Annotated in this window: 19 protein-coding genes; 6 read left to right on the top strand and 13 right to left on the bottom strand. The window is 65.2% G+C overall.

Going from position 1 to position 25,650, the window contains the following annotated elements; genetic code table 11:
- Window positions 1–9: 9 nt before the first annotated feature.
- Complete coding sequence (locus F8197_RS11200; RefSeq protein WP_056141357.1) at window positions 10–654, bottom strand: response regulator transcription factor; 645 nt, start codon at window positions 652–654, stop codon at window positions 10–12.
- Window positions 641–2,323, bottom strand: a complete 1,683-nt coding sequence (locus F8197_RS11205) for an ATP-binding protein (RefSeq protein WP_373996841.1) — start codon at window positions 2,321–2,323, stop codon at window positions 641–643. The genes F8197_RS11200 and F8197_RS11205 overlap by 14 nt, the downstream gene beginning before the upstream one ends.
- A 209-nt stretch (window positions 2,324–2,532) precedes the next feature.
- Between F8197_RS11205 and F8197_RS11210 the strand changes: the two genes are divergently transcribed.
- Window positions 2,533–3,489: a VirK/YbjX family protein gene (locus F8197_RS11210; RefSeq protein ID WP_152881871.1), complete on the top strand. Its 957-nt coding sequence runs from the start codon at window positions 2,533–2,535 to the stop codon at window positions 3,487–3,489.
- A gap of 30 nt (window positions 3,490–3,519) precedes the next feature.
- Here the strand turns inward: F8197_RS11210 and F8197_RS11215 are convergent, their stop codons facing one another.
- The 4 genes from F8197_RS11215 to F8197_RS11230 all read right to left on the bottom strand — a co-directional run bounded on the left by F8197_RS11215 (window position 3,520) and on the right by F8197_RS11230 (window position 9,225).
- Complete coding sequence (locus F8197_RS11215) at window positions 3,520–4,845, bottom strand: TolC family outer membrane protein (protein ID WP_373996842.1); 1,326 nt, start codon at window positions 4,843–4,845, stop codon at window positions 3,520–3,522.
- Complete coding sequence (locus F8197_RS11220; protein WP_152881872.1) at window positions 4,846–6,207, bottom strand: HlyD family type I secretion periplasmic adaptor subunit; 1,362 nt, start codon at window positions 6,205–6,207, stop codon at window positions 4,846–4,848.
- The gene (locus F8197_RS11225) at window positions 6,204–7,994 is read right to left on the bottom strand and encodes a type I secretion system permease/ATPase (RefSeq protein ID WP_152881873.1); all 1,791 of its coding nucleotides are present in this window, start codon (window positions 7,992–7,994) and stop codon (window positions 6,204–6,206) included. Before F8197_RS11225 ends, F8197_RS11220 begins: the two co-directional genes overlap by 4 nt.
- 211 nt (window positions 7,995–8,205) lie before the next feature.
- Complete coding sequence (locus tag F8197_RS11230; protein ID WP_152881874.1) at window positions 8,206–9,225, bottom strand: hypothetical protein; 1,020 nt, start codon at window positions 9,223–9,225, stop codon at window positions 8,206–8,208.
- A gap of 210 nt (window positions 9,226–9,435) precedes the next feature.
- Between F8197_RS11230 and F8197_RS11235 the strand changes: the two genes are divergently transcribed.
- The 5 genes from F8197_RS11235 (at window position 9,436) to F8197_RS11255 (ending at window position 17,377) form a co-directional block, all read left to right on the top strand.
- The gene (locus F8197_RS11235) at window positions 9,436–10,689 is read left to right on the top strand and encodes a tetratricopeptide repeat protein (protein WP_152881875.1); all 1,254 of its coding nucleotides are present in this window, start codon (window positions 9,436–9,438) and stop codon (window positions 10,687–10,689) included.
- A gap of 163 nt (window positions 10,690–10,852) precedes the next feature.
- Window positions 10,853–11,647, top strand: coding sequence for an ABC transporter permease (locus F8197_RS11240; RefSeq protein ID WP_152881876.1), 795 nt, complete (start codon window positions 10,853–10,855; stop codon window positions 11,645–11,647).
- Window positions 11,647–13,017, top strand: a complete 1,371-nt coding sequence (locus F8197_RS11245) for an ABC transporter ATP-binding protein (RefSeq protein WP_152881877.1) — start codon at window positions 11,647–11,649, stop codon at window positions 13,015–13,017. The genes F8197_RS11240 and F8197_RS11245 overlap by 1 nt, the downstream gene beginning before the upstream one ends.
- Before the next feature lie 79 nt (window positions 13,018–13,096).
- The gene (locus F8197_RS11250) at window positions 13,097–14,311 is read left to right on the top strand and encodes an FkbM family methyltransferase (protein ID WP_152881878.1); all 1,215 of its coding nucleotides are present in this window, start codon (window positions 13,097–13,099) and stop codon (window positions 14,309–14,311) included.
- Window positions 14,312–14,314: 3 nt separating this feature from the next.
- Window positions 14,315–17,377 carry a glycosyltransferase gene (locus F8197_RS11255; protein ID WP_152881879.1) on the top strand — a complete coding sequence of 1,021 codons (3,063 nt, stop codon included), beginning with the start codon at window positions 14,315–14,317 and terminating at the stop codon, window positions 17,375–17,377.
- Window positions 17,378–17,396: 19 nt separating this feature from the next.
- Here F8197_RS11255 and F8197_RS11260 read toward each other — a convergent pair whose 3' ends face one another.
- The 7 genes from F8197_RS11260 to F8197_RS11290 are packed head-to-tail and all read right to left on the bottom strand — an operon-like array spanning window position 17,397 to window position 25,527.
- Window positions 17,397–17,798, bottom strand: a complete 402-nt coding sequence (locus F8197_RS11260) for a GtrA family protein (protein ID WP_373996843.1) — start codon at window positions 17,796–17,798, stop codon at window positions 17,397–17,399.
- Window positions 17,795–19,084 (bottom strand): NAD(P)/FAD-dependent oxidoreductase, encoded by a 1,290-nt coding sequence (locus F8197_RS11265; RefSeq protein WP_152881880.1) that lies wholly within the window; start codon window positions 19,082–19,084, stop codon window positions 17,795–17,797. The genes F8197_RS11260 and F8197_RS11265 overlap by 4 nt, the downstream gene beginning before the upstream one ends.
- Before the next feature lie 2 nt (window positions 19,085–19,086).
- Entirely contained in the window at window positions 19,087–20,043 is a 957-nt protein-coding gene (locus tag F8197_RS11270; RefSeq protein WP_152881881.1) for an NAD(P)-dependent oxidoreductase, read from the bottom strand.
- 9 nt (window positions 20,044–20,052) lie between these two features.
- Window positions 20,053–22,032 (bottom strand): hypothetical protein, encoded by a 1,980-nt coding sequence (locus F8197_RS11275; protein WP_152881882.1) that lies wholly within the window; start codon window positions 22,030–22,032, stop codon window positions 20,053–20,055.
- A gap of 3 nt (window positions 22,033–22,035) precedes the next feature.
- The gene (locus F8197_RS11280) at window positions 22,036–22,788 is read right to left on the bottom strand and encodes an SDR family NAD(P)-dependent oxidoreductase (protein WP_152881883.1); all 753 of its coding nucleotides are present in this window, start codon (window positions 22,786–22,788) and stop codon (window positions 22,036–22,038) included.
- Window position 22,789: 1 nt separating this feature from the next.
- Entirely contained in the window at window positions 22,790–24,097 is a 1,308-nt protein-coding gene (locus F8197_RS11285) for an FAD-binding oxidoreductase (RefSeq protein WP_152881884.1), read from the bottom strand.
- A complete protein-coding gene (locus tag F8197_RS11290) occupies window positions 24,088–25,527 on the bottom strand; it encodes a UbiA family prenyltransferase (protein ID WP_152881885.1) in 1,440 nt (479 codons plus the stop codon). Before F8197_RS11290 ends, F8197_RS11285 begins: the two co-directional genes overlap by 10 nt.
- Between the last annotated feature and the right edge of the window lie 123 nt (window positions 25,528–25,650).

Here is a 25,650-nt window from a genome sequence, read left to right on the forward strand (position 1 = left end):
ACGGTTCGGTCAGCTCTCGTTTTCGAGCATGCTGATGCGGACCAGGTCGGCGACATTGTCCACGCCCAGCTTGGCCATCAGGCGGGCTTTGTGGACTTCCACCGTGCGCACGCTGATACCGAGGGCCGGGCCGATTTCACGGTTGTGGCGGCCCAATACCACCAGGTCCATCACTTCGCGTTCGCGCGGCGTCAGTTCGCCCAGCAGGCTGGCGTGACGGCTGCGGCGCTGCTGCTCGTGCTGTTCGCTGCGCGCGCGCGACAGCGCTTCGTCGATGGCGGCGATCAGCTTGGCGTCGTCGAACGGCTTTTCCAGGAAATCGACAGCATCGGCCTTGAAGGCGGCGCGCGCGGTGCCCACGTCGCCGTGGCCGCTCATGATGATGAAGGGGATGCGGCAGCCCTGCCGCGCCAGTTCCTGCTGCAAGGCCAGCCCGTCCATGCCCGACATGCGGATGTCGAGCAGCAGGCAACCGCGCCAGTTGGGTCGCCAGGTTTGCAGAAATGCTTCGCCGCTGGAAAACACGGCAGTACGGTAACCGCGCACGCCCAACAGCAACCCCAGTGCGTCGCGCACGGACGGGTCGTCATCGACGATGTAGACGGTCAGGTTGTGGGCGCTTTGTTCGAACGCGTCCGGATTATGCAGCGACATGATGCTCTGGCTCCTCGGCGCGTGCCAACGGCAGCGCCATTTTAAATATTCCCTTGTCTCCAACCTCGGCCCACAGTGCACCGCCGTGGGCCTCCATGATGGCCCGGCTCAGCACCAGGCCCAGTCCCAGTCCGCTGGCCTTGGACGAGACGAACGGCTCGAACAGGCGCGCGGCCAATGCCTGCGACACGCCCTTGCCGCTGTCCTCGATCATCAAGTGCAGGCAGGCGCGCCGCTCCGATGCCTGGCGGCCCCTGGCGCCGCGCCCGCCCTTGCCTGCTGCATCCACCCGCCAGCCCGACACCGTGATGCGGCGCGCGCCGGCCGGCTGTTCCTGCACCGCTTCCAGTGCATTGGCCAGCAGGTTGCGCAGCACCAGCTCGACCTGCAGCCGGTCCACCTGCACCTGCAAGGCCGGCACCGCCTCGATATTGAGCACCACTTCGCGCTCGCGCAACTGCGCCATGAACTGCTGGCTCACGCCCGCCACCAGGTGGCGCGCATCAACCGCCTCGAGCTTCATGGCGCCGGTGCGGAAAAAATCGCGCAGGCGCCGCACCACTTCGGCAGCCCGGCTCGACTCGGCGATCATGCGCTGCACCACGCTCTTGAGCATGGCGCCGCTCTCGCCCCGTTCGAGCAGGAATTCGCAGGCCTTGCCGTAAGTCCCCAGCGCGGTCAGCGGCTGGTTCAGTTCGTGCGCCAGGGCGGCCGCCATTTCGCCGGCCGCCGCCAGCCGCAACGACTGCTTCAAGTCGCTCGACACCTGGCGCAATTCATCGACCACGATGCCGATCGAAAAGCCCACCAGCGCCAGCACCACGTCGAGCATTTGCAACTCGTGCACGGCGATATCGCCGGCGTGGTTGAGCTTGACCAGCGCACCGATGCCCGCCTGCAGCACGAACACCATCAGTGCCGTACCATACAAGCCCTGCCGCGAGGCCGCCCACACCACCGGCAGGAACAGGAAATAGAAATCCTTGAATTCCGACGTCGCGATGCTGCCAAACACCAAATACAGCACGCCGATCGCCAGCGCCAGGTAGCCCAATGTTTCCAGGTTCCACACCGTATCACGCAAGCGCTGACGGGTCGGTGCGCTGGCCAGCATCCAGATCAGCGGCATCGACACCACCACCCCCACCATGTCGCCGATGCCAAAGCGCAGCACTGCCGTGCTCCAGTTGCCGGCCGGGATCAGGCCGGTGGCGGACAGCAGGCTGATATACACGAGGTCGTTGAGCAGCGAACCCACGGCCACGATCGCCACCCACTGGAACAGGCGCCCCCGGCTGTCGAACAGGCCGTCGCTGCCGAAGGTACGGCGCAGCGCTTCGCCCATCAGTCCGTAGCCCACGGTGAGCCACACCGACAGCAGCACCGTCAGCAGCAAGCCGGCCGGCATGCCGCGTACCAGGATTTCGCCAAGCGTCAACGCGATAAACCAGGGCAGCGCCGCGCGCCAGCCATGGCGCAGCCAAAACACCAGTCCCAGCGACGGATCGGGATTCCAGGGCGTGATGTTGAGACCGTACAAAGGGTCGATATAGGTGGCCCAGTCGAACAGCAAGTACAGCGCAATAAAGGCTGGAAACTGCAAAGAGCGAAGGGAAAACGCGGACCGCGACCAGGACATAATGTAAAGATTTGTATCGTATTGTAGCATTATGCCTCGCCGCCCATCAACGCGCAGCGCTTTTTACAACTAAGGGTTACCCTTAGCAACACCTGTTTCCGCCCCTCACATGGCCCCGCGCAGTCTCGTTCGACATGCGGGAACCCCCTTACGCTGGCGCCCCAATTGTCAGCCCCGAAGTGCAGGCCTACCATCGGTTCCTTGCGGTATGAACACCGCGCATACCACAAGGAAACATGATGTCGATCACATTGCACTCAGGCACGGTAGGCCTGACCGGGCTGCGCCGCTTGCGCGAGACCATCAAACTGTCCGCGCGCGCGCTGCTGCACCGCGAAGCGGTCGAGGGCTGGTTGCAATTGCTGAACTCGGCGCCATTGTTTTCCGACCTGGTCGCGGACCATCCGCGCATGGTCTACAAGGTGTTCCGCCCCTACTTCAGTAATACCATGGGTTACAAAGCCCGCCTCACCCTGTTGAGCGAACACTACCGCTTCATCCTGCGCCAGGGCCTGGGTCCGCTGACGGCGCTGGCGTCGAAAGACAAGGTGGTGCTGGCGCGCGTGACCGGCAAGAACGGCCTGCCTTATCATATCCAATTGGCGGCGGTCGAGCCGATGGAGCGCGAAGGCGAACTGGTCCTGCAGTTGGTGCAGGAAGATGAAGTGATCTACAACTGCGCGTTCTCGTTCCACCAGGGTGAGCGCGGCATGGTGCTCGGCGTCGGCTGCATGCAAGGCCCGCGCGGCGACCACGGCCTGCAAGTGATCAAGGACGCCACCCGCGAACTGCACGGCCTGCGCCCCAAAAACATGATGATCAAGCTGCTGGGCCAGATCGGTGTCGTGCTCGGTTGCGTCGAACTGCGCCTGGTGGGCAATGCCAACCGCACCGTGTGCCGCTCTTTACGCCAGGGCAAGGTGCATGCCGACTACGACGCGCTGTGGCAGGAACTGGACGCCACGCCGCGCGCCGACGGCGACTACCGCCTGCCCTGCCTGCCACTGGCAGAATTGGACCTGGCGGCGATCCCGTCGCGCAAGCGTTCGGAAGCGCGCAAGCGCCACGAGACCTTGACGGGCCTGGCCGACGACATCACCGCCAGCCTGCGCGCTTCGCGCCAGCCTATCGCTGGCAGCAAGGGCAGCGCGCCTGCCGCTGTCGTCCATGAACACGAGGGTTACGCGCTGGCGTAACAGTTCACCCCGCTGATTGCAACCGATGCATCAGCGGAAATACGCCGCCACTTCGCGCAAGGCGTCGGCATCGAGCACACCGGCCGCCGCCCGCAACTTCAGCATCGCCAGCAAATAGCTGTACCGCGCTTGCGCCTGGTCGCGCCGGCTCGTGTACAGCTGCTGCTGGGCGTTGAGCAGGTCGAGGTTGATGCGTACGCCACCCTTGATGCTTTGCTCGGTAGCCGTCACCAGCATGGCGCCCGATGCCACTGCCTTGTCCAGCGCGCGCAGCCGCGCCACGCTGGAAACCACCACCGCGTGCTGCTTGCGCAATTCCACCAATACCTTGTCGGTCGTCGCCTGCTGGTCGGCCTTGGCCTTTTCGGTGGCGGCCACCGCCTGGCGCGTGCCCGCGCTCACCGCGCCGCCGGAATACAGCGGCACATTGATCTGGAAGCCGATCGACTTCTGTTTCGAATCCTGGTTCAGGGTGTTGAGCGTGTCCGAATTGTTCTTGGCGTAGCTGGCCACCAGGTCCACCCGTGGCGTGTGGCCGGCGCGGGCCTTGTTGATTTCCTCGCGCGACGACGCCACCGCGAACTGCATGGCGATGATGTCGGGATTCTGGCGCAGCGCGATGTCGCGCCACTCGTCGAAGCGGATCGCCGCATCGGGCGCCAGGCGGAATTCGGCCGCCACGTCATCGACCGCGTGGACTTCCTGGCCGACGATGGCCGACAGCGCGGCCAGCGTGGTTTGCACATTGTCCTGCGCTTCGAGCACCTGCGCTTCGGCCAGGTCGAGCCGGGCCTCGGTTTCCAGCATGTCGGTCCTGGTGCCCTCGCCTTTTTCGAACAGGCGGTTGTTGACCGCGCGCTGCTCGAGATAGACGTCGCGCTGCACTTCGGCCAGGCGCAACTGGGTGTTGGCAAACAGCGCCTCGGTATAGGAACCGGCCAGGCGCAGGATCAGCTCCTGCTTGCGCGACGCAAACACCGCCGTGGCGTAGTCGGTCTGCCACAGCCCCTGGTGGTAGCGCGCGATCGCTTCCAGGCTGAACACGGGCTGGCGCACCTGCACCACCGCCGACTTGCTGCGGTACTCGAGTTCGCGCGACGGCGTTTCGATGCCATTGGTGATGTACACCACGTCGGCCTCTACCCGGCTGTTGGAATAGCTGGCCGACACGCTGGGCATCAAGGCCGAGCGACCCAGCACTTCGCTTTCGATGCCCGAGGCATACTCGTGGGTGGCGGCGCGGTAGGTCGGGTCGTTTTGCAGCGCCGACTGGTACGCCTGCATCAGGCTGATGGCGTGGGCGCTGCCCGCGTGCAGCAAGGTCAAAATGAAAATCGTTGGAGCGACAGGCTTCACTCAGTCCTCCGACAGCGAGGTTTTGGCGCGGTCGATCACCGGTTTCAACAGGTAATTCATCATGGTGCGCTCGCCGGTCTTCACAAAAATCTCCACCGGCATGCCGGGCCGCACGTCCATGCGGTGCTGGGCGATCATGCGGGTGCCGGCCGGCGTCACCTTTACCCGCACCTTGTAGGTGGCCGCGCCGGTGCGCTCATCGACCGCGCGGTCGGCCGCCACGTGTTCCACCACGCCGTCGATGTGCGGCGTGCGGTTCGAGTTGAAGGCCGAAAAAATCAGCTCCACCGGCAGCTTGGTGTGCACGCGGTCGATCAGGTTGACCGGCAGCAGCCCTTCCACCACCAGGCCGTCGTCAGCCGGCACAATGTCGAGCAGGCGCGCGCCGGGGGCCACCACGCCGCCCCGCGTAAACACGTTCAGGCCTACCACGATGCCGCCCACCGGCGCGCGGATTTCGGCGTTGGCCAGGTCGTAGTCGAGCGAGAGCATGCGGCCTGCGAGGGCGTCCGCTTCTTTCTGGGCGTCGTACAGAGCAGAGCGCACTTCCTTCTGGTATTCCTGGGTGCGCTGCACGCGGCGCAACGACAATTCCAGCACCTGGCGCTGGCCCCGGCTGATGTTGCCGATGTCTTCAGAGATGGCGCCGTTGACCTGGGCGTAGGTGCGCTCCACTTCCAGCAGGCGCGAACGGGCGATATAGCCCTCCTTGGCCAGGTCGCGCATGTTCTCGACCTGCTCCTTGAGGAACGCCAGTTGCTGCACCTTGGATTCGCGCGACTCTTCCAGGCCCCGGGTCTGGGCGCGCAGGCCGGCGATGTTTTCATCAACCGCCGCCAGCTCATTTTTGAGCGCCGACTCGCGTGCGCTTTTCAACTGCTGCTGGACTTCGAATACTTCGGCCGTGCGCGGGTCCGCCTTGTATGCTTGCAGCGACGCCGGGAACGCGATGGCCTTGCCGTCGCGCTCGGCCACTAGGCGCGCCTCGGCCGCGCGCGCGGCCAGGTACTGCACGCGCGCCACTTCCACCTGCGACTTCGGTGCGATGTCGCTCATCCGTACCAGCAGCTGGCCAGCCTTGACGATATCGCCGTCCTGCACCAGGATTTCGTTGACGATGCCGCCGTTCTGGTGCTGGATGGTCTTGCGGTTGCCTTCCTTGGCCACCGTGCCCGGCATCGGCACGCCCTTTTCCAGCGGCGCCAGCGTGGCCCACAGGAAGAAGCCGCCCACGCCCAGCAGCACCACCAGCCAGCCCAGCTTGCCGTAGCCGCTGGCGTCCGTGTGCACGGTCAGGGGCGACACATCGTGGCTGACCACGTCGGAGGCCAGCGCCTTCGATTCCGAATTCAATAATTTCATGGTTGCTCCTGGGCGGGCGCCGGCGCGGCTGGTACTGGCGGTTGCGGCTGCGCCGGGGCGCTTGGCTGCTGGGCCTGCGCATGCGCCTGCATCTGTTTCTGGTTTTTCTCTTGCAGCGCCTGCAGCACCTGCTTGGTCGGGCCGAACATTTCGACCGCGCCGTCGCGCAGCAGCAGCAACTTGTTGGTGATGCCGATGGCGCTGGTGCGGTGGGTGATCAGCACGATGGTCTTGCCGCGTGCGCGCAGATCGTTCACGGCCGCCAGCAAGGCATGCTCGCCGGCGTCGTCGAGGTTGGAGTTCGGTTCATCGAGCACCAGCACGGCGGGGTCGCCATACATGGCGCGCGCCAGGCCCAGGCGCTGCTTCTGGCCGCCGGACAGGCCGGCGCCGCCATCACCGAGCGGGGTGTCGTAGCCTTGCGGCAGGCGCAGGATCATGTCGTGTACGCCGGCGCGCTGCGCCGCCAGCACCACCTTGTCGGCCGCCACCTCGCCGAAGCGGGCGATGTTCTCGCCCACGGTGCCGGCAAACAGTTCGATATCCTGCGGCAGGTAACCGAGGTGTGGGCCCAGCTCGGCCTTGTTCCATTGATAGATGTCGGCGCCATCGAGGCGCACCTTGCCCAGCGCGGCCGGCCATACGCCCACCAGCAGGCGCGCCAGCGTGGTCTTGCCCGAGCCGCTGGGGCCGATCACGCCGACCACGTCGCCAGGCATCAGGCCGAACGACACACCGCGCAGCAAGGTCAGCTGGCCGCCAGGAGCGACGGCGCTCACGCCTTCCACCGTCAGCGTGCCGGTAGGCTTGGGCAACGGCATGCCCGCCTTGCGCGCCGGATTACCGTCGAGCAGCTCGAGCAGCCGGCCATACGAGCTGCGCGCGCCGGCATAGGTCTTCCATACCGCGATCACCTGCTGCACCGGCGCCAGCGCGCGGCCCAGCAGGATCGAGGCGGCAATCATCATGCCCGGCGTGATCTTGTTTTCCAATACCAGCAAGGCGCCGTAGCCAAGCACCAGCGATTGCAGCGCGATCTGCACGAACTTGGTGGCGGCCGCCACCAGTCCCGCCTTTTCGCTGGCCTCGCCCTGCAAGTGCAGGAATTTGCCGTGCAGCTTGAACCAGCGACCCATCAGGTTGGGCAGCATGCCCATCGACTCGATCACTTCGGCATTGCGCAGGTTGTTGGTCGCCAGCGAGGCCGAGGCGATCGACAGGGTATTGGCCTCGGCCAGCGGCTTTTTCGACACCCGCTCGTTGAGGAAGGCCAGCGCCACCAGGATCGCCGTGCCGCACAGCGCAAACACGCCCAGGCCCGGCTCGAAAATGAAAATCACGACCAGGTAGATCGGGAACCACGGCGCGTCGAAAAACGCGAACAGCGCGCTACCGGTCAGGAACTGGCGGATATTGGTCAGATCGCTCAAGGCCTGGCCGGCGTTGCCGCCTGTGCGCCGCAGATTCTGCTCGAAGGCGGCGGTGTACACCCGCTTGTTGAGTTCCATGTCGAAGCGGGCGCCGACGCGCACCAGGATGAAGCTGCGCACCAGTTCAAGCACGCTGATCATCAGGTAGGCGCCCAGGATCATTACCGTGAGCATCAGCAAGGTGGTCTCGTTGCGGCTGGTCAGCACGCGGTCATAGACTTGCAACATGTAGAGCGACGGCGCCAGCATCAGCAGGTTGGTGATGGCGCTGAACGCGCCCACCGTGAAAAAGGCGCGCTTGAGCGTGGAGAGGACGTCGGTGATTTCGTTACTGGGCGGAGAGAATTTGTTTTTCATTATGGGATAAGTTGTGACGAATCAACTCCACTGGATCGGCGGGGCCATTATCGCTCACAAAATTCCCTGAAAATTCACAATTTCCCACACGGGCCGCCATAGCTGCTTCCAGCCTCAATTTACTGGGGGCATCTGTTGGAAATTGGCACAATTTGACGCACAACGGCCCCGCTTTCCTGGGAAAGACGGGGCCGCCAGTGGATACGGAAGCTTAACGGGTAGTCGTCGTACGCCAGGTTGCCACGCCGGAAACGGTCCTGGTAGGGGTCAGCGCGCCTTCGAACAGGTAAGTCGCGCCGCCATTACCGCCCAGCGCGCCATTGACCTGCATTGTACCCGGCTGCGCGGTACGGGTGACGCTGCCGAACTGGCCATCCTTGCTCAACTGGCCAGCGGCGGACAGCCGGTAGCTGGCGTCCTGGTCGCGTACATTGACACTGGTGGCAAAAGTGGCCTTGGCGAAATCGACCGTCAGGCGACCGTCGGACAGGCTGGCGGCCGTGCGCTGGCCGGTGCCGGCGTCGCGCACGTAGGCTTCGCTGGCAGCCAGGGCGAAGCCGGCGCTGCCGCGCGCCGGCGTCACGTACGGCGTACCGTCTTCGCCACGGAACAGCACATAGACCTCGTTGGCGGCCAGGCGCCGGGTGCCGCTGGTCGCGACGGCCCCGGACAAATTCTCGAGGGTGGCGTTGGGCGCGCGGTCGATGACTTTTTCCCAGCGCCCCCAGCTGACCACTTGCGGCTGGGCGGCCAGGTCGGGTGGGCGCACATTGCCGGTGGCGCCGAACTGCGGCAACTTGGCTTGCAGGTCGCCACTCTTGCGGGCGTCGAGGTCGGGGTTGACACCGGTGGCCACCATGGTGCCGGCCATGGCCGACAACTCAACCCGGGCGTCGGCCGGACCAGCGGTATTGGCGAGGTTAGCAAGATTGGCAGTATTGAACGCAGGCGTGCCCAGGTTTCCCTGCGTAGCCGTAGTGCTCATTTCGCGAGCGAAACGCGCTTCGGTTTCGGGCCGCACGATCACCAGGCGCTGATCGGCCGTGCGGATATACAGGTAGCCGTCGCCACCGGTGCGCAAGCGGTCGCCGTCCTGGACCGTCGCGCCAACGCGGGCGGCATCGCCTTCCACCTCGGCCTGGCCGGCGACAAACACGATTTGTCCCGGCTCGGCGGCATGCGCCTGCGCTGCCAGCAGCGCCGCGATAATGAAGGTGAGTTGACGCGCCATGATGGAATTCCGGTGGATGATGCGTACGCCCGGATCTCGGACGTACGCCATGACACGTATTTTACCGAAATTAATTTCTGACAAGACAGTCGTTACACTTTGTATCAATCCTTGTAACCAGCCGTGACCGTCGATTCGGCAATTCCAGGCAGGTACGTTATACTGCCCGACCATTGCGCCGATTCCGGGGCGGCCAGTATTTACCCATCGATGACACTGCCAGGCTTCCTCCACCAACCGCTGTCGAAAACCGCCCCGCTGGCGATCTGCGCGCTGGTCCTGCTGGCCGTGGCAGGCGGCGCTGCCCGCGCCCAGACTGCGGACCTGGTGCAGGACCTGTACCGCGACGCCCTGCGGTCGATCGCCGAAGGCCGCCGCGACGACGCCACCGACGCCCTCGAACGCGTGATCGCCCAGGAGCCGCTGCACGCGGGCGCCTGGCTCGATTTGGCGCTGGTGCGCTGCGACCTGGGCAACATGGCCGAGGCCGAGCGCCTGTTCCAGGCCATCGAACAGCGCTTTGCACCACCACCGGAAATCCGCGAACTGATCGCCCAGGCCCGCGCCGGCGGCTGCGCCGGCTGGCAACCGCGGCCGTTGTACAGCGTCTCGGTCGGACGCGGCCTGAGCCGCAACGTCAACCAGGGCGCCAACAGCGCAACGTACCAGCCGGTGGACGGCGGCGACGGCCTGGTGCTGCTGCCCGACTTTTTGCCCCGGCGCGACCAGTACACGGCGCTGTCGGCCGACTATATCCGCGACCTCACGCCCAACGGCACCCAGGGCTTCGTGCAATTCCAGGGCCGCCGCCACGACAGCCTGCACGACTACGACAGCTATTCGCTATTCGCCGGCATCGACACGCCGTGGCGCATCAAACGCTGGAAACTGCGCACCACCGCCACCGTCGGCTACGCCACGCTGGGCAGCCAGTTGTACCAGCGCCAGCTCCAGCTGCAAGCGCAGTTGATGCCGCCGCTGCCGTTGCCCAAGACCCTGCAACTGTCGCTGCACACGGGCGTGACCCACGTCGATTACCAGACCCTCGACAATTTTCGCGGCACCACCGGCGAAGTGCGCAGCCAGCTGACCTGGCGCAGCGGCAACCAGTACGCCAGCGCCAGCTTCGGCCTGCTCGACGACAAGGCCGCCGAACAGCGTCCCGGCGGCAACCGCCACGGCAACAGCCTGTCGCTGCAATACCGGCAACTGCTTGGCGCCGGCACGGGCGAGCTTGGTTATACGCGCCAGACCTGGCGCAGCGCCAGCGCCTATGCGGAGGGCCTGATCGACGAGACCCGGCGCCAGCAAGCGCATATGTTACGCGGCGCCTATACCTACCCGTTGAGCAAGAGCCACAACCTGGTGCTCGAAGCGCGGCGCATTCACAACCGCGAAAACATCTCGATTTTCCAGTACGACGATACCCAATTGCAACTGAGTTGGCAGTGGTTGGGACCGTGATCAGCCCCTTCCCGGAGATTTAGTTACAGCGCGTAACAAGCTGTTACAACATATTAAGCTGGCAACTGGCTGCTATATAATCTTTCGATCATTATTGCAGGACTCCTATGGTCGTCGCCCCTCCACCACTGCTGCTGCCGCCTTGCGCCGGCGCCATGTTTTCATGAGCGTCATGCTGCGTGCGCTGTGGCACAGCCGTGGCTTCATCGGGGGTAGTGTCCAGCGCGACTTTCAGGCCCGTTACCGCAACACCATGCTCGGTGCCGCCTGGACCTTGCTCAACCCGCTGGCGATGATCGTGGTCTATACCGTGATTTTCTCGCAGGTAATGCAGAGCAAGCTGCCAGGCGAGGTCAGCCGCTTCGGCTACAGCATCTACCTGTGCGCCGGCATCCTGTCGTGGGGCCTGTTCGCCGAGATCGTCACGCGCGCGCAGAACATGTTCATCGACAACGCCAACCTGCTTAAAAAGGCCAACTTCCCGCGCATCTGCCTGCCGGCCATCGTGGCCAGCAACGCGCTGGTCAACTTCGCGATTATTTTCGGCCTGTTCACCGTCTTCCTGCTGGTATCGGGCCAGTTCCCCGGCGCCGTGTTCGCACTGCTGCTGCCGCTGCTGGTGCTGGAAGTGGCGCTGGCGATCGGCCTGGGCCTGGTGCTGGGCGTGCTCAATGTGTTCTTCCGCGACGTCGGCCAGTTTTTCCAGATCTTCATCCAGTTCTGGTTCTGGTTGACACCGGTGGTGTACCCGGCCGCGATCTTGCCGCCCGCGCTGCGCGACTGGCTGGTGTTCAATCCCATGGCAGCGGTGACGGGCGGGTTCCAGGACGTGCTGCTGCACGGCCGCGCACCCGACTGGGCCGGCCTGCTGCCGGCCGCGCTGTGCGCGCTGGTGCTGTGCGTGCTGGGCCTGCGGCTGTTCCGCAAGCGCGCCGGCGAAATGGTGGACGAGCTGTGATGGGAGCCATTACCGTTACCGGTCTGGGCAAGGCCTATAAGCAATATCCGACGCGCTGGGCGCGCCTGGCCGAGTGGCTGCTGCCATGGCGCGGCCCGCGTCATCGTGCCCACTGGATCTTGCAGGACATCGATTTTCATATTGCCGCCGGCGAAGCGGTGGCGCTGATCGGCATCAACGGCGCCGGCAAGAGCACGCTGTTGAAACTGATCACCGGCACCACCCTGCCCACCGTGGGCAGCGTGGCCACGCATGGCCGGGTGGCGGCCTTGCTGGAACTGGGCCTGGGTTTTCACCCCGATTTTACCGGCCGTCAGAACGTGCTCATGGCCGGCCAGTTGATGGGCCTGGACGCCGACCGCATCACCGCGCTGATGCCCGAGATCGAGGCATTTGCCGGCATCGGCGACTACATCGACCAGCCGGTGCGCGTGTATTCGAGCGGCATGCAGATGCGCCTGGCGTTCAGCGTGGCCACCTGCGAGCGGCCCGACATCCTGATCGTCGACGAGGCGCTGGCGGTCGGTGACGTGTTCTTTCAGCAAAAATGTTTCGACCGCATCCGTGGCTTCACGGCGGCCGGCACGACGTTGCTGTTCGTCTCGCACAGCATGGGCACGGTGATGGACATCTGCGACCGCGCGCTGTATATCCGCCAGGGCCGACTGGCCTTCGACGGCGCTCCGCGCACCGCTGCTGACCGTTACCAGGCCGAGCTGCTGGGCCACGCACCGGCCGATGCAGTGGCCGACACGACGGCCGCCATATCGGCCGACCCACAGGTCAACCTACCGGCCGCTGCGCGGTTCGACCATGCCGCCGGCGCCGCCCCGGTGAATGCCCAACCGGCATCGGCTGCGGACGACCTGCAACGCGTAGCTGGCGCGCCGGTGCTGGCCGGCAGCGCCGGCAGCATCGTTACCACTACTACCGACTGCCTGGGCGCCGCCTTTGTCGATGCCGGCGGCGCGCCGTTGGCCACCATCATTTCCGATCAACAGGTACGGCTGCGCATCGACTACCGCGTCCACCGCGCGCTCGACGATCCGCATATCGGCTTCAAGATCCGCAACCGCCACGGCGTGGTGTTGTTCGAAACCAATTCGTATTGCATGGGCCAGTTCCCGGGACCGGTGGACGCCGGCCAGGTACTGTCGGCCAGTTTTAGTTTCGGCATGACTCTGGCGCCGGAGCAGTACACCCTGACCGTGGGTTTCAGCAACGGCGGCTATGATGAGGGCAGCTTCCACGAAGTGCTCAACTACCTGCACGAGGTCAGCGCCTTCACGGTGCTGCCCAACACAGCAGCGATCCGCTGGGCCGGCATGACCAACCTGGCGCCACGGTTCGACTGCGAGCGGGTGTCATGAAATCGAGAAAGCAAACCGTGACTTATTCTGACTTCACTGCGCGCCGTTCGGTGCGCTCCGTCCTGCGCCGGGAGGCCGCATGCCCCTGATCTCGTATGCGCAAAACGCCGAGGACGTGCTGCTATGGCGCGCGCTGGGTGCGGTGCAAGACGGCTTCTATATCGATGTGGGCGCCAACGACCCGCAGGAAGGCTCGATCACCAAGCTGTTCTACGACGCCGGCTGGCGCGGCATCAACATCGAGCCGATGCCGGCGTACCGCGAGGTTTTACAGCGCGCCCGGCCGCGCGACATCAACCTGGCGCTGGCCTGCGGCGCGACCGACGGCAGCATCACGCTGTTCGACACGCCCGCCATCAACGGTTGGGCTTCGACCGACGCCGCCACCGCCCAGGCGCACCGCGCCGACGGCATCGCCGTGGTCGAGACCGAAGTGCCGATGCGCACCTTGGCCGGCATTTGCGCCGAGCACGCACCGGCCACCATCCATTTCCTCAAGATCGACGTCGAAGGTTTCGAAGCCGAAGTATTGCGCGGCATGGATCTGCGCCGCTGGCGGCCGTGGATCGTGGTGGTCGAGGCGACCTTGCCCAACAGTACAGTCACCAATCACGAGCACTGGGAACACCTGGTCCTGTCCTGCTGCTACCAGTTCGCTTTCTTCGACGGCCTGAACCGATACTACGTGGCCGATGAACAGGCCCACCTGCTGCCGCTGCTGGCGGTGCCGCCCAACGTCCTCGACGGTTACGTCAGCCATTACCTGGCCGAGGCGTGGCGCGCCATCGACGAGCTGCAAAACCAGCTGGCGCTGGCCGGGGTAGCTGCTGCCCGGGATCTGGAACGAGCGCGCGCGGCCAGCGCTACCGTGCAGCAGCACGCCGACGCCGCCGAAATCAGCCGGCGCGAGACCGCCGCCTGGGCGCAGGATCTCGAAGCGAGCCTCCATGCCGTTCATGCCAGCACGTCGTGGCGCGTGACCAAGCCGCTGCGCCTGGCAGGCCGTCTGCGCCAGGACGGCCAGCTGCGCACCTTGCTGGTGCCGGCGCCCCGGCGCGTATTGATGGCGCTGGCGCAAATGCCGCTGCTGCGGCGCCTGGCGTTTGGCGCGCTGCGCCGGGCGCCAGGGCTGGAAAAACGCTTCCTGGCCTGGTACGCATCGGTCCGTGGCAACGGCGCCGGCATCGTCCCGCCCGGCGTGCCGCGGGCGCTGGCCCACCTGCCGCAGTCGGCCCGCCACGTATTGGCCGACCTCGAACGCCCCCGTCCCACCCATCACCTTAGCGATCATTGAAGCATGCGACTAGCCATTGATTTACAAGCCTGCCAGCAGGGCGCCGCCGAAGCCGCCGCCACCGTAACACTGGTGCGGGCCGTGGTGGCAGAAGCGCAGGCGGCCGGCCACACCGTGCTGCTGTTACTGCACCACGCCTGGAACGCCCCGGCCGAACAGGCCGACCAGGCCGATGCTTTGCGCCAGGCGTTGGCGCTGCCCTGGCAAGCGGTATCGGCAGTATCTGCGGAAGCTGCGCCCGGCCAGGTCCAGCTGCAAGTGCTCGACACGCCGCGCGGCGGTGGCGCCTGGCGTGCACGCGCGGCCGACCTGCTGCGCGCCACCGTGCTGCAGGACTGGCGCGCCGATGTGGTCTGGACTCCGGGCCCGGCCGCCCCGGCCGATGCGGGCGCGACCGCTGCTGCCGCTGCCGATGCCCAAGCAGTGCCAGTGGCGTACGTCAGCGGGGAAACCACCGGCGCGGCGGTACTGGCGGCGCTGGTGGCCACTGGCGCGCGCCCGGCCCGGAAAACCGACGGTCAGGCAGCAGCAAAGCCCTTGCTGGCCGATGGTCAGGTCATAGGAAGGCCCTTGCTGGCCTTCCTGTCGCCGCTGCCGCCGCAATGCTCGGGGATCGCCGACTACAGCGTCGAGCTGCTGGCCCAGCTCGAACAATTCTATGAGATCGAACTGATCGTCGATGGTCCGCTCGACCCAGCCCTGGCACGGCGCTTCGCGGTGCGCGACTGCGCCTGGTTCGATCAGCATGCCGACCGCTACGCGCGCGTGCTCTACCACTTCGGCAACCACAGCGTGCACCAGCACCTGTTTGAACTGCTGCGGCGCCACCCCGGCATCGTGGTGCTGCACGATTTCTTCCTCAGCGGCGTGCTCGACCACATGGAGCGCAACGGCCACCAGCACGCCTTCCTCAATGCCCTGTATGCGTCGCACGGCCATACCGGCCTGCTGGCGCACGCGCGCCAGGGGCGCAATCCGTCGATCTGGGCCTTCCCCTGCAACAAGGAGGTGCTGGACCACGCCAGCGGCGTGATCGTCCACTCCGATTTTTCCCGGCGACTGGCAGCGCACTGGTACGGCGCCGACAGCGCCGTCCAGTGGCAGACCGTGCCGCTGCTGCGCGGCCTGCCGCCGCACTACCACGCCGATAGCGCCCGCGCCACAGCGCGCGCTGCGCTGGGCCTGGCCGACGACGATTTCCTGGTATGCAGCTTTGGCATGATGGGCGTCACCAAGCGCAACGACCTGCTGCTCGAAGCCTTCCTGGCCAGCCCGCTGGCGGCCGATCCGCGCTGCCAGCTGGTGTTTGTCGGCGCGCCCGACCCCGAGCAGTACGGCCGCACCATCGCGCAGAAGATTGCCGGCGCCGGCAGCCGTGTCCGCATCACCGGTTTTGTCGATGCCGGCCAGTACGCCACCTATCTGGCGGCTGCCGATGCCGCCGTCCAGCTGCGTAGCCATACGCGCGGCGAGACCTCGGCCTCGGTGCTCGACTGCCTGCTGTACGGCGTGCCCACGGTGGTCAATGCCCACGGCGCCAACACCGATGTGCCGACGGACGTGCTGCTGCAACTGCCCGACGACTGCGATGTGAATGCCCTGGCCGGCGCGCTGGCGCAGCTGCATGCGCCAACCACCGGCGCGGCCGTGCGCGCCACGCTTTCCACGCGCGCGCGCGCCTACATGGCGGCCCACCATGCGCCGCAGCAGGTGGGACCACGCTTCCGCGCCGCCTTTGAAACCCTGCATCAACACAGCCCGGCCCGCCACTACGCGGCGCTGGTGAACTCCTTGCAGGCATTGGGGCCGGCGCCGGCAGGAGCGCTGATGGACACGGCGCAAGCGATTGCCGCCAACCGCCTGCCGCAGGCGCCACGCCAGTTGTTCGTCGATATCTCGGCGCTGGTGGAGACCGATCTCAAGACCGGCATCCAGCGCGTGGTGCGCAGCATCCTGCTGCGCCTGATCGAATCGCCGCCGCCTGGCTTTCGGGTCGAACCGGTGTACTGCGACGGTGGCAACCGGCCGTATCGCTACGCCCGCGCCCACACCCTGCGCATGCTGGGCTGCGCGCCCATGGCGCTTGAAGATGCGCCGCTGGAGTTGCGCGCCGGCGACCGCTTCCTCGGCCTCGACCTGTACACCAACGGCACCGCTCAGAACCAGGAGCGGCTGCTCGACATGCGCCGCCGTGGCGTCGGCATCTACTTCGTGGTGTACGACCTGCTGCCGGTGCTCAAGCCGCAAGTTTTCCCGGTCGGCACCGAGACCTATTTTTCCGCCTACCTCGACACCATCGCCGCCGTGGCAGATGGTGCGCTGTGCATTTCGCGCGCGGTGGCCGACGAACTGCACGACTGGCTGGCGGCGCGCCCCGGTCGCCAGCGCCGCGATGCCTTACAGCTCGGCTATTTCCACCTTGGCGCCGACCTCGACGCCAGCGCCCCGAGCAAGGGCTTGCCTGCCAATGCCGCGCAGGTGCTGGCCGCCGTCAATGCCCGCCCCAGCCTGCTGCTGGTGGGTACGCTGGAACCGCGCAAGGGCCAGGCCCAGGCGCTGGCCGCCGTCGAGCTGCTGTGGCGCCAGGGAGTGGATGTCAACCTGGTGGTGGTCGGCAAGCAGGGCTGGATGGTCGACGCGCTGGTGCAGCAGTTGCAGCAACACGCCGAGCGTGATCGCCGGCTGTTCTGGCTAGCCGGCGTGTCCGACGAAATGCTGGGCAAGTTGTACCAGTCCTGCTCGGCACTGGTGGCGCCGTCGATCGGCGAAGGCTTCGGCCTGCCGCTGATCGAAGCGGCCCAGCACGGCCTGCCCATCATCGCGCGCGACCTGCCGGTGTTCCAGGAAGTGGGCGGCGACCATGCTTATTATTTCAGCGGCACCGAGCCCGCCGCGCTGGCCGGCGCCCTGCAGCAATGGCTGACCTTGCATGCGGCCGGCAGCGCCCCGCAGTCAAAGGCGATGCCATGGCTGACCTGGCAAGCCAGTACCGAACAATTGCTACGCCTGCTAGGCGGCCAGCACTGGCATCGTATGCTCGCGCCTGCCGCAGCTGGCAACGAATGATGGAGTGGGCGCTGCAGTATCAGCGAAACGAAAAGTGCTTGTGGCCCAGGTAACTGGTAAACACAGGCACGACCACGCCGACCCCGTGCGCAATTTCGGGCGCAAAATGGGTAACACCGAGCTGCGGCAACACGTAGCGTAGCAGGCCGACGCTGATGAGCCAGGTCTGCGCCACCGCCACCAGGTTGACCAGGATAAAGAAACCAGCGGCGCGGTGCACCGATTGCTTGCTGTCCTTGAAGACGAACAACTTGGCCAGCACGAACGCGGTGATCATGCCGGTAATGTAGGCACAGACCACCGCCGGCGAGAACGCCATCCACTGGTTGTAGACGATGCGCGAACCGAAGTTGACTGCAGCGGCGGTGCCGCCAGTCACCAGGAACACCAGGAACTGGCGCGACAGAAAGTTGCCGATCACGCGCCCGCTTCCCTGGCCATCTTGCGGCCGAAGTCGATGCTCTCGGAGATGCCGCGGTCTTCCGGATAATAGTACGAGGTATCGGCCACCCACAGGCCGCCCACCGGCAGCCGGGCCGGCGGCAGGCGGTCCAGATAGCCGGGCTCGCAGATCGGCTGGGCATAGCGGTAGCGGCTGGCGCGCATGTCGATGAAGTCGGCGTCGCTGAGCGACGGGTTGATCTTCTTCAGGTAGCGCTTCACTTTGTCCATGAACGCCTGGTCCGGCTCGGCATACTTGGGGTGTTCGCCCGGAATGTAGAACGGCACATAGACGATGTGCTCATTGCCCATCGGACGCAGGTTGGTGTATTCCACCAGTCCGGGAATATCCATTTCGTCATCGTTGGTGTTGAGCCAGAAATTGTCGGTGACGGCGCGGTGCAGTTTGGCGATCACGCAGACAACCGCGATGTTCTTCTTCGACGCGTACGCCTGCAGCAACTCCGGCGGCAGGTCGGGCATCACGCGCGGCACGTACGGCAGCGGAATGGTGCTGATGACCTTGTCGAACGCATCGAACTCGCCGGCCGCTTCCACCCCGGTCACCTTGCCGCCCGCGATGACAACCTTCGTCGCCGGGGTCTTCAGACGCAGCTCGCCGCCGTGCTTGACGATGTCGGCGCGCATGGCTTCAAGCACCGTGGCCGAACCACCATCGAGGTAGCCCAGCTTTTCCTTCATCAAGCTGGTACGCGACCGACCGATACGGCGGATGCGGCTCCAGATCCATGCCGCCGACAGGTTGTCGCTGTAATCGTAGAATTTGTAATCGAACAGGCGGCGCCACAGCACCTCCCAGGCCTCCGCGCCGACCGCGTTCTTGATCCAGTCGCTGGCGTCCACGCGGTCGAGCGGCTTCCAGTCGTTGCGCTTGGTCGACAGGAAAGCGTGCAGGCCGTAGCGGAACTTGGCGGGGAAACTTAGCCCCTTGAACTTGAGCAGCGCCACCGGATTGCCCCAGGCCTGCAGTCGGTTCTGGTACCAGTAGCCCATCTTGGTGGCCACCCAGTGCATCTTGGACGCCAGTCCCAGTTCGTCCAGCACCTTCAGGAAGGCGTGGTCGGAAATGGCGTGGAAGTGGTAATAGCGTTCGATCGACGTGCCGGAAAAATCGAAGTGTGCGGCCATGCCGCCCACCCGGTCATCGGCCTCGTACACCACCGGAATGTGGCCGTCGCGCGCCAGCTGGTAGGCGACCGCCAGGCCCATCGGACCGGCACCAAGGACGGCTATGCGTTGCTTCATATTCAAAACTCCAGGATGACTTTGCTGTATTTGGGATCGTTGAAGGTCTCATCGATGGCCTGCGCAAATGGCGTGCTCCTGACGCCAAACAGGCCTGGCCAGTCGGTCACCTCGAAGCTGTCGCGCGCGATCAGCGCAGACAGCTGCTGGGTGGTGAACGGCGGATTGCTGTCGAATTTGCCCCATAACCAGATCAGGCCGTAGAACAGCTTGTAAGGGATCTTGACGATCGGGGTGCGCGCGTGGGTCACACGCTTGATCTCGCGAATGATGTCGATGTAGTCGACTTCCTCGTGACCGCTGATATTGTGGACACCGTTCAGTTGTGGGTTCTCGATGCAGGCCATGATGACGTTGCTGAAGTCGCCCACATACAGCGGCTGGCGCATATAGCGGCCATGGCCCGGAATCGGGAACACCGGCACTTTTTGCATGAAGCGCGACAGCCAGCCCAGGTGTTTGCGGTCGAACCAGCCGTACATCAGCGTCGGACGCAGGATCGGGCAAGAGATGCCGCTGGCCAGTACCATTTCTTCCTGGGTGCGCTTGCTGCGGGTGTAGAAGTCATCGGCCACCGACACCACTACCGATGAGCTGATCGCCACCAGACGGGTATTGGGATGCTGCCTGATCAGGTCGAGTTGATGGCGGGTGGCGTCGATGTTGTTACGCACGAAGTCCTGCCAATCGTTGCCGCCGATCTGGGCTTGTAGCATCACCACCACTGCACCGTCGGTGAAGTGGCGCGCCCAGTCGCCCGGCTCGGCCAGGTCCGCGTACTCGACCGTGATGTTGGGCTGAACCTTGCGCAGCACGTCGAGATTGGCGCGGTGCTTGTCGAGCACCACCAGGTTGCGGTAGCCGCGCGCTTTCAGGCGCGCCACCAGGTTTTGTCCTACCAGTCCGGCACCGCCGGGGAGAACGATCTTGAGATCGCGGTCGATAGTCAGGTCAGTCATGCGAAGTCTTTAGCTTTGGTAACCATACAGCGCCACGCCCAGGTCGCGGTTGTCTTGCGACATGCCATAGGCCTTGGGCGACATGGGGTTGGCGATTTTGAGGGTGATGAGCAGCGCTTCGCCGGGGCGGGCGTTGTAGGCCACCGGTACCCGCTTGCGCTGCTGGGCTTGGTTGAAACGAACGTCGCCGGCGGGTTGTCCGTTGACGTACACCGTCACCTGCTGGGTCGCGTCCGGGGTGGGCAGGAAGGCCATCAGGTCCAGCACCACTACTCCGCTCTGCTCGGGAGAGGCGCGCAGCGCCAGCACTGCCTCGTTATCGTCCGACCAGACGAACTCGTCGCCAGTGCCGACGCCGGACCATCCGGAGGCCAACTGCGTGCGGGTAAAGCGTTCCGGCTTGTCCTTGACAGTCACCGTCTCCCGGACTAGCAGGCCCGGCGGCGTATAGCGGTGGAACGACAGTCCCATGGCGCTGTACACGGGCGGCACGCCAACCTTGTCTGCAGGACCGCTGTTGGTGACGCGGAAGTGCGCGGGCGAGGCCAGTTCCTCGGAACGACAGCGCACCGGCTTGCTAAAGGAAATATGCCACTGCTCATTGATGCAGAACAGGTCGTCGCCCTTGCGCTTGGCGTAGGCGGTAATACCGGTCATGTGCACCCACAGATCGCCCCAGCCCGGGCCATTCTCCAGGTCCAGCACGATGCGGCCCTGCGCGGGACGCAGTTTGACCAGCGCCTCGTACGCCTCCTGGACCGCCGGCTGGCGGTAATGGGCGATGTACTCGGGCGGCGTCTTGATCTTCTGGTAAACGCCCAGCCCGCACAGCAACACCAGCACCGTTGCGGCCACGTGCTTGTGGCGCCACTGCCAGATCAAATAGCAAAACAGCACGGCAGCACTGGCCACCATGCATGGCACGTTGTAGTAGAACAGCGCGATATAGGTCTGGTCGAGCATGTCCACGCCGGCCTTGGCGTAGTACAGCACTGCGACACTGGCGGCCAGAAACACTGCCGTCAGCGACTTGCCAAGCTGGCCCACGCGACCGCCAACTGCGGCGCTGCCGAAGTAGTTGAGCACCGCCAGTGCCAGCCCGCTCACCAGCGCCGCGCCCTGGCCCCAGTAGACGCCGACATACGTGAGCGCCTGCATCGCGGTGTTGCCTTTGTTGCCGCGGCCAAAGCGCAAATACTGCTGCACCGGCGTCGGCCGATCAATCAGGTTGGCGATGATGAATGGCACCAGGAACAGCAGCACGATGCCGCCGAACACCAGCAGCGCGCGGCCGTTGCTGCGGAACCATTGCTTGCTGGCGATTCGTGGCGTCTCGGAATGACGGCGCGACAGCAGATAGTTAGCCGTGACCATCACCACCAGCATGATGCCGATGATGGCGACAAACGAGACATGCCCATTGATCAGGAAACCGGTGGCCACGCCCAGCGCCACCAGCATGTCGGTGCGTCCGTACAGCAGGCGCGAGGCGGCCAGCAGCAACACGGCGAACGGGAAGAAATACAGGTGCGGGAACCACATGCCGTCGAACACGCGCCAGTCGCACAACGCTGCCGCCAGCAGGAATACCGACACGAACAGCACCGCCGCCGCAGTGGAACCGGCAATGCGGCGCATCAGCGCAAACACCACGGTAATCCAGGCGGCGTTGTACAGGGTCACGGCCAGCAGCTGTCCCGACAGCGGCGACGGCACCAGGCGCAGCCAGTCATGGAACACCAGTTCGCCTGCCGCCAGCACGTACAGGATGGCCGGGCCGGGGTGGTTGAAGCCTACGCGCGAGTAGTTGCCATAAATAAGGTGCAGCGATTTGGCATCCTGGATCAGCACCGAGTTGGCGGCGAAATCGCCGATCTCGACGTTGACCGCCATGATCTGCGGCCAACTGGTCCATGCCATCAGTCCAAACAGCAGCAGGAACAGCAGTATCGCCGGTAGCGGGGAAAAACGGGGGGGTACTTGGTTCATGGCTCAGATATTCATTTTATTGAAAACAACAGCGGGCAGATTGCGGATGACCAGCATGATCAGCGCCCATTTGCCCGGGGCGTAAATCACCGGTTTGCCGGCCGCCGAACCGTCGACGATCAGCCGGGCCACCGATTCCACCGGTGCCAGCCCGCGGGCCGCCAGGTGGGCGGTCATCGGCGTGGCCGTCGGTCCCGGCTTGACCAGCACCACCTTGAGCGCACTGCCGCTGCCCGCCATGCGGTGCTGCAGGCCTTGCGCATAACGCGTCACCAGGCCCTTGGCGGCGCCATAGATGTAGTTGGAGCGGCGGCCGCGCTCGCCGGCCACCGAGCCGATGATGGTGATCACGCCGCCGTGCGGCTCCATATGGCCGGCGAACGCTTCGGCGAACAGCGCCGGCGACACCGCGTTGACGTCCAGCGCCTCGGCCGCCAGCACCAGCTCGCGCTGGCATTGCTGCTGGTCCGGCAGCGTGCCGTGGGCGATCAGCACCTGCTGCGGCATGCCGTCGGCAACGATGGCGTCGACCAGCGCGCCGATCCCGGCCGGATCGCTGAAACCTGCGGCCAGCACCCGCACCGTCGAGCCGGCGCTGCGCACGCGCAGATCGGCGGCCACCCGCTCGGTGCGGTCGGCATCGCGGCCGACCAGGGTCAGGTCGACGCGCTGGCCGGTGACCCACAACCGCGCGCAGTGCTCGGCCATGGAAGAAGTAGCACCGATGATGACGATGCGCTTGAGTTGGTCGGACATCTTAATTTCCTATCAGGCGACGCGACAGGGCCGAACTGGTCCCAGGATCGCGGTATTGCAAGAATTCTGCGAGGCGCGGATAACCGCTTTCGAACAACTCGCGCGGCATGCGCGCATCCTTGGCCGCGTAGATGCGGCCGCCCGCTTCGCGCACGATGGCATCGAGCCGCTCGAGCAGGCGCAGGGTGCGCACGCCCCGGTTGGGAAAGTCCAGCGCCAGCGTGGCGCCGGGGCACGGAAAGCTCATCATGCCGGGCGCAGCGCGCTCGCCGAAGGTTTTGAGCACGGCCAAAAAGGAGCCGTCGCCGGAGGCCGCGATCTCGCGCAGCATGACGCCCACAGCGTCCTGCGCGACGGCACGCGGCACCACGCTCTGGTACTGGTAAAATCCGCGCGGACCGTACATGCGATTCCATTCCAGCAGATTGTCCAGCGGGTAGGAATAGCTTTCGTAATGGGCAATCGCCTTGCCGGCACGTAGCTTGTTGAGGTTGTAGTAGACGCTGTTGAACGGCCGCAGCGATAGCTGGTTGACCAGCGAAATCGGTGGCACGACTGGCATGGTACGCGGCTTTTTTCCCGCCTGAGCATCGGAGGCGCGGTACGGGATGTCGGCCTGGTTGGCGCGCATGAACAGGCCGCGCTGGTCGCGCGACAGGCAGTCGATCCACGACACCGTCTGCTCCCAGCCATGCTCCGACTCGTTGGCCAGCGCAAAGAATCCGTCGAGGCCGGAATACGGCACGGTCTCGGTCACCAGCCACGGGCCGGCGGCAGGACGCAGCTGCAGTTCGGCTTCCGTGACCACGCCAGTTAGGCCCATGCCACCGACAGTGGCGGCAAACCACTCGGGATGCATGGACGGTCCGCAATCGATCACCTCGCCATCGGTGCGCACCAGGCGCAGGCGCAGCACGTGGTCGCCAAACGAACCGACCCGGTGATGGTTCTTGCCATGTACATCGTTGGCGATGGCGCCCCCCACCGTCACCACCTGGGTGCCGGGCGTGACCGGCAGCAGCCAGCCATGCGCCAGGGTCAGGCGCTGGATATCGCGCAGCAGGACGCCCGACTCGCACACGATGCGACCCTGCCGGGGATCGAATGCGATGAAACGGTCCATGGCGCTGGTGCGCCACAACGCGCCGTCGGGGTTGAGGCAGACGTCGCCATAGCTACGGCCCATGCCGTGAGCGATGCCCGGGCCATCGGCAGCGGCCAGCTGGCGTGCCACCCGGGTGCGGTCGGTCAGCGCAAGCACCTTGTGCGGCCAACTGCCGAGCCGCCCCCAGGACGAGACTAGAGCCATGGCCAGCCCATAGCGCCGGCTACGATGATGAGGCCGAACACCAGCCCGGCCAGCAGGCTGGCACGGTCCTTGATCGCAAACACGACCGGGTCGTCATGCATATTGCCACGATGCGCCTGCATCCAGATCCAGCTGATCCAGAACAGCAGGACCGGCACCGCGCCCCAGACGATTTCGGGCTGGCGGTACAGCATCACCACGACGTCGCTGCTCAGGTAAAGCGCCAGCACCACGGCAGCCGAGTAACCGGAGGTGACGCCCATCGTCTGGATCAGCGGCGCGTCCGAAGTGTAGTAGCCACGCCCCTGCACCTTGGTCTTGCCGCCCAGCTCCTGGCCATGCAATTCGGCGTAGCGCTTGACGAACGCCAGCGACAGGAACAGGAAGACCGAGAACGCGAGCAGCCAAAACGACAGCATCTGGCCGATGGCGGCCGCACCGGCAATGATACGCAGTGTGTACAACACGGCCAGCGTGACGCAATCGACCAGCATCACGCGCTTCAAGCCCCACGAGTAGACGCACGTGACCAGGAAATAGACGCTGAGCCAGGGCAGGAAACTGCCACCGACGCGCCACGCCAGGATCACGCTGACGGCCAGTAGCACCGGCGCCAGCAGCACACCCATCCAGGCAGGCACCGCGCCCGACGCGAACGGCCGCAGCCGTTTGCGCGGATGCTGGCGGTCGCTCTCGAGGTCCAGCAGGTCGTTGGCGATGTAGACGGTGGACGCGCACAGGCTGAACGAGATGAACGCCAGCAGCAGCGTGCCCCACTGGGCGCCGCTGTCCACCTGATGCGCCGCCAACAGCGGCACGAACAACAGCAGATTCTTGAGCCACTGGTGCACGCGCAGGACCTTGCTCCAGCTCTTCAAGCCACGCGGCTGGGGCGGAAATTCGCGCTCGACCTTGCACAGGCCGGTGGCCTGCGCCGTTAAGCGGGTTGAACCGTTGACGACGATGGCGCGGCGCGCGCGGCGCCATACGGCCAGGTCGGCCGACGAATTGCCGGCATAGTCGAAGCCATGGGCGCCAAACCGCGCTTCCAGCGCCGCCGCCTTGTTGCTGCCGGCCAGATTGGTGACGCCGTCGCTGGCCATGACTTCGTCAAACACGCCAAGGTGGGCGGCGATATTGTCGGCAATCGAGCGGTCCGTGGCGGTGGACAGGATCAGGCGCCGGCCGGCGGCGCGCTGCTCCTTGAGCCAGTCGAGCAGCGGCAGGTTGTAGGGCAGCGCGGCGGGATCGAAGTCAGTGCGTCCGGCGAGCCGGGTCTTGAGTACGGCCTTGCCCTGCGACAGCCACAGCGGAATGCGCAGCACGTCCAGAGGACTATCGCGCGAAACCCGCAACGCGGTCTCGTGCAGCATATCGGTGTGGATCAGTGTACCGTCCAAATCGACGATCAGTGGCGGGGCGCCAGACATAAGGGAATCGTCGTCGACTGCTATCATAGTTTATTGAATCAAGAGAGAATAATCAATTTACCAAGTTTGAAGCCGCAGCAATACATTGGACACACTTTATTACAAAGAGCAGGCCGGGCTGGC

The sequence above is a fragment of the Duganella sp. FT27W genome, assembly GCF_009295655.1.
In the GTDB taxonomy this organism is placed as follows: domain Bacteria; phylum Pseudomonadota; class Gammaproteobacteria; order Burkholderiales; family Burkholderiaceae_D; genus Rugamonas; species Rugamonas zoogloeoides.